The organism is Paenibacillus helianthi (genome assembly GCF_001909055.1).
GTDB classification, from domain to species: Bacteria; Bacillota; Bacilli; order Paenibacillales; family Paenibacillaceae; genus Paenibacillus_AQ; species Paenibacillus_AQ helianthi.
The window spans coordinates 1-12,343 of the sequence record NZ_LVWI01000072.1 but is presented as its reverse complement, the minus strand read 5'-3'; the positions used below and the strand labels follow the sequence as shown (position 1 = coordinate 12,343).

The following is a 12,343-nucleotide window of genomic DNA, read 5'->3' as shown; positions in this document are numbered from 1 at the left end:
CTTTTTTTGTCTTCAAAGAGCTAATTTCAGAAATGGGCTGATAAGATTGAGAACTTACAACCTATAGAGCGCTTATCGTATTTAAGACGGAGATTCAGTTCGATGATCAATGTAAGCTCCTGGTTTGGACCTGCACCAAAACACGAATAAGCCCTTCCGACTTCTGATTAGGGAAGCGGAAGGGCTAAAAAGGTTGCTTTCGTAACTAGCGTGTCTCCAGATAAGCAATGCCAAGCGCCCCGGTCACGGGGTTGCGGTAGGTCTCGCAGGCCACATCAAATACCTGGCCGATTAATTCCTTCGTCAATATATCCTCCGGCTTCCCGCAGGCGGCCACTTGGCCCTGTTTCATGACGTACAGATAATCACAGTATTCCGCAGCAAGGGTGAGGTCATGGAGTGCGGCGAGAATGCCGATGTCGAGCTTTTTAACAATATTTAGAATTTGCAGCTGGTATTTAATATCAAGATGGTTAGTCGGCTCATCCAGAATCATGAATTCGGGCTGCTGGGCCAGAACGCGGGCGAGGATGACACGCTGTTTTTCACCACCGGATAGTGAATTATAGCTGCGGCCTGCATGGCCTTCCAGGTTGACCTTGCGCAGAGCGCCTGAGACAATGCTGAAGTCCTCTTGATTATCGGTCTCCAGCATCCCTTTATGCGGGGTTCTCCCCATAGCAACCATTTCCCGTACGGTGAAGTCAAAGCTGAGTTCGTTGAACTGGCCGACTACACCCAGCTTTTGCGCCACGATTCGGGGGCTTGATTTCATAACATTCATTTCAGACAGGAATACATCGCCTTGGCGGGGCTTGATCACTTTATAAATACTCTTGAGAAGTGTAGATTTGCCGCAGCCGTTCGGACCAATGAGGCCGACAAATTGCTTGTTTCTGACCTTCAGGGATACATCTTTTACAATATTCGCTTCGGCAAAAGAGACGCTCAGGTGATCAACGTTCAAGTTCATTAGCTTTTCCCTCCAAATGCGTAGCCTTTTTTGATCAGCATGTACATGAACATCGGTGCGCCGATTAAGGCGGTAATGATCCCGATGGGGAGCTCTACATTTGGCACAATCGTCCGCGCAATGACATCTGTCCAGATCAGAAAGATCGCTCCGAACAGAATGGACGCGGGCAGCAGTCTCCGGTGATCCGAGCCAACCAGTCCTCTGACCAAATGGGGGATGATTAGACCCACGAATCCGATCATGCCGCAGCTTGCCACCATCACCCCTGTAATCAGCGCAGTAATCATCATATAGGCTTTGCGGTAAGCACCCAGATGAATGCCCAGGGTGACCGCTGCTTCATCGCCCAGCATCATAGCGTTCAAGACCCGGAATTGCATCAGAAAAAAGAAAACGGCAAGAAGGATGGCTATCGAGATTAGCGGAAGTTTGTCCCAGCTCGCAGCGGCCAGGCTGCCCATCGTCCAGAATGTAACGGTCTTGATGCCTTCTGCGTTGTTGGCAAAATAAACAATGAAATTCGCAAAGGCAGTGCATAAGGCGTTAATAACCATACCGGCCAGGACGAGCTTGACGGAGGTCATTTTGCCGCCCGCGCTTGCCAGAATCAGGACCAGCAGGGAAGCGCCGACCGCACCGGCGAAGGCCCAGAAGGCAACTCCTGTCTGGCCCAGTAATCCCATCGAACCAAAGCCGATCAGGATAGCGAACGTTGCTCCGAGGGAAGCGCCGGATGATATACCCAGTATGTATGGATCAGCGAGAGGATTCTGAACCGCCGCCTGCATGATGGTTCCGCATAACGTGAGTCCGGCTCCGATGAACAAAGCCATCAGAACGCGGGGAAAGCGGATTTTCCAGATAATATCGACGAAGGAACCGGAAGTCAGTTCCTGTACATCTCCGATTTGAATACCCGTGAGGTGGTGGAGCAGGATCCGGTAGGATTGGGAGACGGGAATGTCAACCTGCCCAAAGGAGACCGCAGCCCCGGCAGACAATATTGTAATAATAAGCAGAATACCAATGACGGTCATAAAGCCGTAACGGGTGTGGATAATAGACTTCTTAGGTTCAGATTGTGCAGCTAGATCGGTTTGCATGGCATTCATTGGGCTCCTTAATCTATGTTTAATTTAAAATATAATCCATATTGAGAACCGTTGTCAATGAGAATTATTATCATTGACAACGGTTCTCACATTCTATATTCTACGGTTGTATCTTCTGCCAGATATCGGCTTGTCACAATAGTATGCAGGATACACAAATGTACATATAGAAAAGGGGATTAAGGTAATGAAGAATGTATTTAAAAGATATGTGCCGCTGCTCGCGGTTTTGGTAATGGCGGTAATGATAGCAGCATGTTCTTCCGACACGAAGAACGCAAATAAAGCGGCGGAATCGGCTGCGCCTTCAAGCAGTCCAGCTGCCACAGAGGAAGCTGCTCCAAGTACCAAAACAGTATATCCGCTTACCATTGAGAACTACACCAATAATGGTGAAGGAACGGAATGGAAAGCCAAATCACAGACTTTTGATAAGGCACCTGAAAAAGTGGTAGCCAATACCCAGGGAGCTGCTGAGCTGCTGATCAAGCTGGGCTTGACCGACAAAATGGTCGGCGTTGCGGCCCTTTACGGTGCAGGTGACCCGGCGGTGCAGGAAGAATTCAAGAAGATCCCTGTGATCTCGAAAGAATATGCCAGTAAAGAGCTGGTTGTTGGAGCAAGTCCTGATCTTGTTCTGGGGCGCAGCGACCTGTATGCCGATGCAGATTGGGGCGTTGGGACGGTAGAAGGATTGAACGAACTGGGCATCAAGACATTCGTGCAGAATACTAGCGTTAAGGGGTCCACACTGGACAGCCTGTACAAGGATATTGAACAGATCGGCCAGATCTTTGATGTACAGGAGAACGCTGCTGCCTATATCGCTGAATTGAAAAAGCGTGCGCAGACGCTTAAGGATAAGTCTGCTGTCAGCGGAGAGAAGACCTTTGCATATGTATCCGACGGCGGCAATGGGGCCATTGCCATTTACAGCGGAAATGTTGACACGTTTGCAGGTGATGTACTCGGTTTGCTGGGACTCAAAAACAGTTTTGGTACAGTTACCGGAGATATCAGCAAAGAACAGCTGATTGCAACTAATCCGGATGTCCTGCTGCTCTCGGTATATACCGGAGGTGTGGATCCGGAGCAGACGTTGAAGGCATTCTACGCCGATCCGTCGCTGCAAAGTCTGAATGCTGTCAAGAATAAGACGATTTATCCGATCGACTTCAACCAGTTCTGGGGCTACAGCTACTCGATTTTTGATGGAGCTGAGAAGCTGGCATCCGAAATAACCGCTAATAAATAAGAGTAGTAGAGAAATCCGCATACTAAAAGCAGATTGGGCCGTCATCCATGTGACGGTTCGATCTGCTTTTTGCTGCCTGTATAGATTGATCTTTAAAATTACCAATAAGGAAAAGTGACGGAGGAGAAGTTTGGAACTGTAGGAGCGGAAGCGTCCGCCTTTGTCTGCGGATTTCCACCGCGAACAGCGGTATAAATCAAGAAATCTGCAGACAACAGCGGCCGGAAGTCCAAACATTCTCCGTAGTTACGCCCCGATCCTTATTAGAAATTCTTAAAACTCAATCTATTATTTTTTAATTTTGAATATTCAACTATAAAGATATAGAATATAGTGATTGATAATTCGAGAACAACTTGGGGGAACAAGATAGTGGAACTTGGAATTAGTACATTTGTCGAAACAACACCCGATGTAATTACAGGGGAAACGATGAGCCACGCGGAGCGTCTGCGCGAAGTGGTGGAGGAGATTGTACTCGCGGATCAGGTGGGATTGGATGTATACGGGGTGGGTGAGCATCACCGTCCGGATTTTGCCGCTTCTTCACCTGCGGTTGTAATGGCAGCGGCTGCATCCCTGACGTCCAGAATCCGGTTGACCAGTGCTGTAATGATTCTGTCATCTGCCGATCCGGTGCGTGTTTTTCAGGATTTCGCCACACTGGACGGTCTGTCAAACGGACGGGCTGAGATTATGGTGGGCCGTGGTTCCTTCACAGAGTCCTTTCCATTATTCGGCTGTGATCTGAAAGACTATGAAACCTTATTCGGAGAGAAATTGGATCTGCTGATGAAGCTCCAGCAATCTGAGAAGGTGAGCTGGGAAGGCCAGCATAGACCTGCCATACATAACCTGGGAATTTATCCGCGTCCGGTGCAGCAGCCTTTGCCCGTATGGATAGCCAGCGCGGGAAGTCCTGAGTCTGCGGTCCGTGCAGGTGAACTTGGGCTGCCTTTTGCGCTGGCTATGATTGGACCGGTGCAGCCCCTGGATTTTGCGTCACAGGTCAAGCTCTATCAAGAAGCTGCTGCGCGTGCAGGCCATGACAGCTCGCGGCTGCCGATTGCGGCCCATGCGCATGGTTTTATCGCGGAGAATAGGCAGAAGGCGATTGAACAGTTCTTCCCTTCCACTTATGCCCGGACCAATGTCAGAGCGGTGGAGAAAGGTCTTCCGCCATATCACCGTTCAGATTATGATGCGGCATGCAGCTTCGGCGGAGCTTTATATGTGGGAGACCCTGAAACTGTAGCAGAGAAGATCATTCATCTGCGTAAGCATGTGGGCATCACGAGATTTCTGCTGCATGTTCCGCACGGCACGATGCCCCATGCCGAGGTGATGGAAGCGATCAGGCTGCTCGGTACCGAAGTAGCTCCGCGTGTCCGTGAGGAAGTAGCGCTTTGGGAGAAGAACAATCTGTAAGATACGGCAATTGAAATGGCAGTTAAGCAACCTGGGAGGTGGCGGCTCTGATAAGAGAGCAAATGAATGTCTGGAAACGGCACTGGCAGGAGCTTATTCAGGCCCTTGAGCAAAAGGGTGCAGATACTCAATTCAGCGTGGGTCCTCCTGCGGCAGAAAGCGGGCTTGCTGAAGTGGAGTCGAGGCTCGGAATCCGGCTCCCGCCAGAGCTGCGCACTCTGCTGAAGGAGGGGGCAAGCCAAGCTTATGTCTATTGGAGTCTGCCGGATGCTGCAATTCTTCCCTTTGAGGTGAGCGGAGGGCTGGGCTGGGATGTGGACCAGCTGGATTTTTTTGTTTCTAACGAAGAAGAATATACCGGGGAGCAGCAGCGTTATCTGAGCTTTCATCTGGCAGGCAACGGGGATGAGCTGCTGCTGGATTTGCTTAGCGCTTCTGGAACCGCAGTCGTCCATTGGGCACATGAGACGGCAGAATATCTGCTGCTGGCACTGTCGGTCACAGAGTTCGTCGACAAGATTACGGCGCTCGGTTGTGTAGGTGCAGAGGAATGGCAATACCCGGAATTTTGCAGTGAGTCAGGGTTGGACCTGGAAAAGCAGGCCAGCAGACAATGGAGAGCCTGGTTGCATGAATATTTGACATTGACTCTGGGGCAGGCACAGAAGGAGCTGCCTTTACTTCTTCGCTATGCTGAGATGTTCGGAACGGATCAGGAGATTGCTGAAGCCTTTGGTCCATATAACGCCGATGAGGTACTGCAGGCTTTTTTGAACCGGGCAGAACAGGAACGTAACAGCCGTAATAAAGAGGCTATCCTTTGTCTTGCCGGCGATGTGCTTAAGGAACAGGCAGCAGACTTTGTGCGTTCCCTGTGGTCAGAGACTTCATCCGTTAAGATAAGCCGGAGTACGCTGGCTTATCTGTCTGCTCAGTGTCTGCCAGGCGATGAAGGGCTGGAGCATGTCTTCCGCATGCTGGAGGTGTCTGCGACACCGGCGAAGCCTAGCGGGTATGTGGCGAGCTCGCTGTTGCAGAATTTTCACAGCCGCAGGGTGCTGGTGTGGATGGAGGACAAGGTCGCTTTTCCTTATGGAGGGTGGGATGCATTGTATGCTCACTCACAGCCCGCACCGTTTGACATTGTGCAGTGGCTTGGGGGCAGCGATGTTCAGCGCCAGATCGTCATTGCTGCGTTCCCTGCCCTCTATGACAAGGGAGCTGGGAGCTTCGGTCGTGCAGAATTGCTGCAGATCCGCAGCCTGCTGGAACAGGCACTGGAAGAAGTTGTGCTGAAAAAGGAAAAGCAGGCGGTCCGTGATGCACTGGGGCGGCTGCCCTAAGCATTGTTTTTTAACATTTTTATTTACAATATTGTCTATTACATGTCTTGTCCATAACAAGATGTCGCTTCCCGCCTTGGGATGGTATGATAGGAAGTGGGGTGAATATGAAAATGAACAATAAGTCAACGACTGATGAAGCAATGAACGAGGTAGAAACCGGCGAAGAAGCAACCAGCGATGAAACAACCAGCGAACAGCAACCCATGACTGATGAGCAAATGGCTGAGCTTGTACAGGCGGTTCACCATAATGGTATGGTTGCGCTGAAGATGCATTTCAATGAGGTTCAGGGCCAAGTGATGAATCTGGAGGCTTACGGTCCGGTATTTGTATTCCATGTGATGGATGAGGCGAAGGATGTTTACTCCTGCGGGTTTTTCCTGCGCGAGCTGATCGCCAGATTCCAGACGAACAACAGTCCGAATATCTGGATGGCTTCGTTTTTCATCGACTTGATGAAGGTCAAGGGAGGCAAAGCCCTCACACCGCCGCCAACCAGTGAAGAAGAAGCCAAGGCCATGATCGATAATGTACTTGTGCCGCATTGTATTGCAGCCGTACGTGAAGAATTTGCTCCAGAGCAGGTTCATGCCGGGCTGGCCTGGAATGAAACCCATGGTCCAGTGTTTGAAGCCGGATTTCCGGCACTAACCGAAGGCAATAACGTCTGCGCCATTCCGCTGCATATGCTATTAATTCATCTGCAGCTGAACCGCGATCCGTCGGAACTGCTGCTGCAGGGATTGTACAATATCCGGAAAGAACACGGGTTGGATTAATCCCAATGCTGTATTTTCTGTGAATCCTTCTCGAAGAACAGACCGCATCCTGTATAGGATTGCGGTCTGTTTTTGTGCAGCTATTGATTCAGCGTGAAGCGGAGCCAATGGTTTTGTTAACATCAACTATCTTAAAATTTAACAAAGTACTGCCCGTGATTTTACAGATGCCTCTTAAAGTTAAAGAGATTAAAAACCAGGGAGGTATATATGTTAATCAAACATCCAAAACGGATATTAAGCGCATTCATGGGTTCAGTCATGCTGTTCATGACGCTGCCGGTATCCCATACTGTTCACGCAGCACCTGCCGTAACCATCGGAGAAAGGGACTTGGTCAATGAATCTGATCCCTCCCCAAATGTAACCGTTCTTACCGCCGCAGGTGCCGTTTATGACCCCAACACAGTGACGCTCGCTACTTACGTATGGGAGCATGGCAAGAGTATGAACAAAATCGGCAGCTACTCCACAGGTTATTCCGATTTGGAAGGCGGAGTTGCGGAGATCGTTAAATATAACAGCGACAATCAGAAGTTCTATCTGATAAACGGCCAGGAAAAACAGATTGATATAGTCAGCCTTAAGCCGCTGGTAACCGGAGGGGAAACCCAGCTGACGCTGGATAAACGGATCGATGTCAGTTCGATGATTGACGGCTTCACCTTCGGAGATATTACCAGTATTGATATCGATACAGAACTGAACAGGATTGCAATTGCCGTGCAGGAAGCAGACTATCAGAAATCCGGCGCAGTACTGCTGCTGGACTATGACGGGAAGTACCTTACGCACTATACAGCAGGCGTTCAGCCGGATATGGTCACCTTCACACCTGACCACAAATATTTGCTGGCCGCTGATGAAGGAGAACCGAGACAAGGCTATACCGCCCCGGCTGTTGACCCTAAAGGCTCTGTTACTCTAATCAATCTGCAGGCGAAAACAGCCAAGGTCATTGATTTCACCGGTTTCGACAGCAGTCAAGCGCGGAGTACCCTTTTAGCAGATAACGTGATTCTCAAAAAGCAAACCGCACCTTCTGTGGATCTGGAGCCGGAATATATCGCCGTGTCCGCTGACAGCAAGCATGCGTTCATTTCCCTGCAGGAGGCGAATGCCTTAGCAACGCTGGATGTGGAGACGGGTGCTTTTACAAGCATCAAAGGTCTAGGCTTTAAGGACCACAGTATTCCCGGCAATGAGCTGGATATGCGCAGAGACAGCAAAATCAATATCAAAACTGAACCGGGTATTCTCGGCATGTACAATCCGGATGGGATTGCCACTTATACCGCTGGAGGTAAAACCTATGTAATCACAGCGAATGAAGGGGATTCCCGGGACTGGAGCGGTTATAGCAATGAGAAGGATGTTACGCTAGGCAAAGGTCAGGATGGCGATGCCACCAAAAGTATGAAGGTGACCACTTTTGACACTTCCGATTACGAGGTGGGGTCTGCGGGAGCCGGATTTGTAAGCGGGAAAACTTATCTTTTCGGCGCACGTTCCTTTTCGGTCTGGAATGCGGAGGATATGTCTCTGGTCTACGATAGTGGAGCGGATTTCGAGAAGATCACGGCAACGTTGCTTCCAAAAGGCTTCAACTGGTCTAATGACGACTTTGTCTTTGAGAAAAGGAGCGCCAAAAAAGGCCCTGAGCCGGAGGATGTCAAGGTTGGGGTCGTGGACGGGAAGCCTTATGCCTTTATAGGTCTGGAGCGGGTCGGCGGCAATATGATGTACGATCTGTCAGAGATCAGCGCTCCGGTCTTCTACGACTATTTAAATACAAGAGATCTGGAGCATTCGGTGGATTATTCTGGAGCCAAGCCGGCCTACCTGGCTGCTGGGGATGTCTCTCCTGAAGGCCAGAATTTCATTGCGGCAGAATACAGCCCAACGGGTTATCCACTATTGCTGGTTGCTAATGAAGTTTCGGGAACGGTCTCTATCGTAGAGATTCCAGAAGGCAAGTACACACCCGAAGAACCAGAGACACCGGCAAACCCGACACCGGTAGCAACTGCATCTCCAACTCCTACAGTATCAGCATCGGCGTCACCAGCAGCTTCGGCAACGCCGGCACCCACGCCAACGGCCGCACCAACCTCAGTACCGGCACAAGCAACGGTAAACCCTAGTGCTTCACCGCAAGCAGCGGCAACCGTTACGGATACTGTGGCTGTGACCGCTATGACTCTGAATGCAGAGACAGGAGAAGCGGCAGGCAAATTGACGGACGAAGCTGCCCGGAAGCTGCTGGATAATGTAAAGGCGAGCGAGAAGGCGGGTAAACCAGCCTTGGTGGAGATTCGCGGGGAAGCTTCGCAGGGAGCGTCCGAAGTAACGTTAGAGCTGAGCGGCACCTTCCTGGCACAGCTGTCTGCTGACACCCGGGCTGACCTGAAAATCAGCAGCGGGCTTGCATCCATTACTTTTGGCAGCAAGGTTATCGGAACCATCAGCAAGGCAGCCTCAGGCCAAGCGATTAAGATCAGTGTTGGGCGGGCCTCAGGGACGGATGGGAGCAGTACCCGTGACCTGGTCGGCAGCAGACCGGTTTATACTTTTACCATAACTGGCGGGACAACTGGCATCACAAGCTTTGGAGGTGAATCGGTTAAAGTCCAAATGCCTTATACACGAGGAGCAGCAGAGAACGCTAATGCAGTCGTAGTGTTATATTTGGACAACAGTGGAAATGCCATACCTGTAATCAGCAAATATAATGAAGCTGCACAAACGGTTGATTTTAGAACCAGTCATTTCTCCGCCTTTGCCATTGGCTATCATGCTGCGGGGTTCAGCGACACCTTGAATCACTGGGCAAAGGATAGCATTGATTTTACAGCGGCGAGAGGATGGTTTACGGGAGTTGGACATAACACTTTTGCACCGGATCAGACGGTAACCCGGGGAATGCTTGCTGCAATTCTGGGTAAAATGTCGGGTGCCGAGCTGTCAATGGGAGCGGCCTTCACCGATGTTGCGGCAGCGAAATATTATTCACCTTATGTGGCCTGGGCCGCATCGAACGGTATAGTTCAGGGTACTGGGAACCATACCTTTGCCCCTGACCGGGCCGTTACGAGGGAGGAACTGGCGGTCATCCTGAATAATTATCTAAAATTTTCGAAACTGCCAGCGGGGAATTGGAGTACTCCTGCTACTTTTGCGGACAATGGGCAGATTTCAGCATGGGCCAGTGAAGCCGTCGAAGCGATTCAAGGCTATGGCCTCATCAGCGGCAAAACAGGAAATATCTTTGATCCCAAAGGCACTGCAACCAGAGCCGAGGTAGCCACTGTTTTGAAACGGATGATTGAAGGCAGCTTTGTAGAATAGCATACATGCCAAAGAAGAACAGGCCGCGCGCTTAAGGTAAAGTGCGTGACCTGTTCTTTTTTTGAAGATAAAGTGGGTTCGGATGTTTAGCCTTTAGCTTTTCTCGGCCAAATGAAATACGAGCTTGCGATGATCAGATCAATACCCACCACAACTGACCATAGGGATACAATGCTTAAGAGCGCATCCGTACGGGCAGGGTCGTCAATCCAGATAATGAGGCCATATAGAATCCCTCCCCCCAGCAGAAAAGAAAGCACATGCTTCACCCAGCCTTTGAAGGAATGCCTGGCATGATCCAGGCCATATCGTTTGACCGGAGCAGGTCCCAGCTTCGTGACGTAATAGCGGAAGCGTTCATCTGCCCAGTGGATCATGCTTTTGCCAAACACGATAGATACGGAAATATAAATGGCAGCAAGCGCATGTGCCGTGGTGGCAGCAGCACCGTTGTACAAATCAACTCCTGCAATAATTAGCAGAATGATGTCCAGGACCGGGGTTAAGGCGAGAAAGAACAGCCCCAGCTTCCTCCGTTTGAATAAATAACGTGCCGAGAAACCGGCAAGAACGACAACCCAGAATAGAACTTCGCAGGCGACAATGGCCCAGGCAACCCAATTCATAATCCACCCCTTGTGTATAATCATGTATTTGATACATCGGATTATAACAGCTGAATTTAAATAATACAATTGTATTATTTAAATTGCGCTCGAAGTTTTCTTCATGATACAATATAGACATGCCAAAAATTGTAGATCATTCAGAGAGAAAATCGCATATTGCAGAAGCAACCTGGCGCGTCATCATGAATCAGGGGATGAAAGGGGCGACAGTACGGAACATTGCGCAGGAAGCAGGCGTTTCGCTTGGAGCTTTGCGCCATTACTTCTCAACACAGCATGAGCTGATTGCTTTTGCCATGAATCTTGTAAAGGAACGGGTCGATGTCAGAATCAATGCCCTGCTTACCCTCGATCTCCCGCCTAAACAGCTGATTACGAAGATTCTGATGGAATTGATTCCTGTAGATGACCATACTATGGCTGAGATGGAGGTATGGTTTGCTTTTGTCTTTCATCGTAAGTATGTGGGGGATCACTATGACGAAGTAGACGATGGGGTATATTCCGCTATACACATGCTGGTCGGGTATCTGCATGAACAGGGACTTCTGAGACAGGGCCTGGATAAGGACAATGAACTTGAACGGCTGTATGCGCTGGTTGATGGGCTGGCTCTGCATGCGATGCTGGAGCCTGAGCGGCTGGATAAGCAGCGGATCCTTAGAGTGGTGACCAGTCATATGGATTCTATTTGTAACGAATAAATTCGGGAAGCTGAGAGGAGCAGGTTATGGAACCCGTAAAAATCACCTACGAGTCGATAGACGATTATATTGCCAAAGCCCCTTTTGAGGTGCAGGACAAGCTTGAAGCGGTAAGAAAAGTAATCCGTGAGTCTGCGCCGGAAGCTGAGGAGAAAATTAGCTACCAGATGCCGACCTTCTTCTTGCATGGGAATCTGGTGCACTTCGCAGCATTTAAGAAGCATATCGGATTTTATCCGGCACCCCGCGGGATTGAGGCTTTTCAGGAGGAACTGGCGCAGTACAAGGGGGCAAAGGGGTCCGTGCAGTTTCCCCTGGATGAGCCGCTGCCACTCGATCTGATCAGCCGGATTGTAAAGTTCAGAGCGGATGAGAATAGGGAGAAGGCGGCGGCAAAGGCAAAGAAATAAACGAGGCAGATCATACCGGCAGCGGACAAAAAAAAGGAACCCCAAAGTTGGGTTCCTTTTTTGCGTGCGCCTCACAGTCGCACTATCTAGGTGGTTCAAATCCACCCGGTGACTTTACCCTTTAAAGTGCCGTAGCCGAAGCAGACTTCCGGCAACCGAAGGTTGCCGGAAGGGCAGGGTGTCTTCCGTAAGGAAGAATCCGAAGGGCCTGCAGGCAAAGTCCAGCCCGGAATGCAGTGAACCAGAGGTGGCGGCGATGCTGGGTGACCCGCCGTAAAAACGGGGAAACCTATACGAAATCGTATATCTTACAGGAAAACACACAAAGGGAAATGACCTGCAAGACTCATCGACGT

At 50.1% G+C, this 12,343-nt stretch carries 11 protein-coding genes; 7 read left to right on the top strand and 4 right to left on the bottom strand.

The genetic code is table 11. The features are described 5' to 3' along the window. Positions 1 to 205: 205 nt before the first annotated feature. Together A3844_RS25755 and A3844_RS25750 are read right to left on the bottom strand one after the other, a co-directional pair. A complete protein-coding gene (locus A3844_RS25755) occupies positions 206 to 973 on the bottom strand; it encodes an ABC transporter ATP-binding protein (protein ID WP_074108898.1) in 768 nt (255 codons plus the stop codon). Further along, positions 973 to 2,079, bottom strand: coding sequence for a FecCD family ABC transporter permease (locus A3844_RS25750; protein WP_074086390.1), 1,107 nt, complete (start codon positions 2,077 to 2,079; stop codon positions 973 to 975). Before A3844_RS25750 ends, A3844_RS25755 begins: the two co-directional genes overlap by 1 nt. A gap of 196 nt (positions 2,080 to 2,275) precedes the next feature. Here A3844_RS25750 and A3844_RS25745 point away from each other — a divergent pair, with 196 nt between their 5' ends. The 5 genes from A3844_RS25745 (at position 2,276) to A3844_RS25725 (ending at position 10,244) form a co-directional block, all read left to right on the top strand. Then, positions 2,276 to 3,343: an ABC transporter substrate-binding protein gene (locus A3844_RS25745; RefSeq protein ID WP_074086344.1), complete on the top strand. Its 1,068-nt coding sequence runs from the start codon at positions 2,276 to 2,278 to the stop codon at positions 3,341 to 3,343. Between the two features lie 372 nt (positions 3,344 to 3,715). After that, entirely contained in the window at positions 3,716 to 4,771 is a 1,056-nt protein-coding gene (locus A3844_RS25740; RefSeq protein ID WP_074086345.1) for an LLM class flavin-dependent oxidoreductase, read from the top strand. 62 nt (positions 4,772 to 4,833) lie between these two features. Then, a complete protein-coding gene (locus tag A3844_RS25735; protein WP_074108896.1) occupies positions 4,834 to 6,114 on the top strand; it encodes an SMI1/KNR4 family protein in 1,281 nt (426 codons plus the stop codon). Positions 6,115 to 6,221: 107 nt separating this feature from the next. After that, a complete protein-coding gene (locus tag A3844_RS25730) occupies positions 6,222 to 6,896 on the top strand; it encodes a hypothetical protein (protein ID WP_074086347.1) in 675 nt (224 codons plus the stop codon). 210 nt (positions 6,897 to 7,106) lie between these two features. Further along, the gene (locus A3844_RS25725) at positions 7,107 to 10,244 is read left to right on the top strand and encodes a choice-of-anchor I family protein (RefSeq protein WP_074108895.1); all 3,138 of its coding nucleotides are present in this window, start codon (positions 7,107 to 7,109) and stop codon (positions 10,242 to 10,244) included. An 86-nt stretch (positions 10,245 to 10,330) separates the two neighbouring features. Here A3844_RS25725 and A3844_RS25720 read toward each other — a convergent pair whose 3' ends face one another. Then, positions 10,331 to 10,870 carry a hypothetical protein gene (locus A3844_RS25720; protein WP_074108893.1) on the bottom strand — a complete coding sequence of 180 codons (540 nt, stop codon included), beginning with the start codon at positions 10,868 to 10,870 and terminating at the stop codon, positions 10,331 to 10,333. Positions 10,871 to 10,989: 119 nt separating this feature from the next. On the opposite strand from A3844_RS25720, the gene A3844_RS25715 reads away from it, so the two are divergent. Together A3844_RS25715 and A3844_RS25710 are read left to right on the top strand one after the other, a co-directional pair. Continuing rightward, positions 10,990 to 11,577 carry a TetR/AcrR family transcriptional regulator gene (locus A3844_RS25715; RefSeq protein WP_074086350.1) on the top strand — a complete coding sequence of 196 codons (588 nt, stop codon included), beginning with the start codon at positions 10,990 to 10,992 and terminating at the stop codon, positions 11,575 to 11,577. Positions 11,578 to 11,603: 26 nt separating this feature from the next. Next, a complete protein-coding gene (locus A3844_RS25710; RefSeq protein WP_074086351.1) occupies positions 11,604 to 11,987 on the top strand; it encodes an iron chaperone in 384 nt (127 codons plus the stop codon). 114 nt (positions 11,988 to 12,101) lie between these two features. Here the strand turns inward: A3844_RS25710 and A3844_RS33200 are convergent. Next, positions 12,102 to 12,343, bottom strand: a 242-nt coding sequence (locus A3844_RS33200; protein WP_208619429.1) for a hypothetical protein, incomplete at its 5' end; no start/stop codon positions are given.

Bases quoted from the DNA above. Each gene is read 5' to 3' on its own strand.
- A3844_RS25755 (WP_074108898.1), bottom strand. From the start codon at position 973: ATGAACTTGAACGTTGATCACCTGAGCGTCTCTTTTGCCGAAGCGAAT.
- A3844_RS25750 (WP_074086390.1), bottom strand. From the start codon at position 2,079: ATGCAAACCGATCTAGCTGCACAATCTGAACCTAAGAAGTCTATTATC.
- A3844_RS25745 (WP_074086344.1), top strand. From the start codon at position 2,276: ATGAAGAATGTATTTAAAAGATATGTGCCGCTGCTCGCGGTTTTGGTA.
- A3844_RS25735 (WP_074108896.1), top strand. From the start codon at position 4,834: ATGAATGTCTGGAAACGGCACTGGCAGGAGCTTATTCAGGCCCTTGAG.
- A3844_RS25730 (WP_074086347.1), top strand. From the start codon at position 6,222: ATGAAAATGAACAATAAGTCAACGACTGATGAAGCAATGAACGAGGTA.
- A3844_RS25725 (WP_074108895.1), top strand. From the start codon at position 7,107: ATGTTAATCAAACATCCAAAACGGATATTAAGCGCATTCATGGGTTCA.
- A3844_RS25720 (WP_074108893.1), bottom strand. From the start codon at position 10,870: ATGAATTGGGTTGCCTGGGCCATTGTCGCCTGCGAAGTTCTATTCTGG.
- A3844_RS25715 (WP_074086350.1), top strand. From the start codon at position 10,990: ATGCCAAAAATTGTAGATCATTCAGAGAGAAAATCGCATATTGCAGAA.
- A3844_RS25710 (WP_074086351.1), top strand. From the start codon at position 11,604: ATGGAACCCGTAAAAATCACCTACGAGTCGATAGACGATTATATTGCC.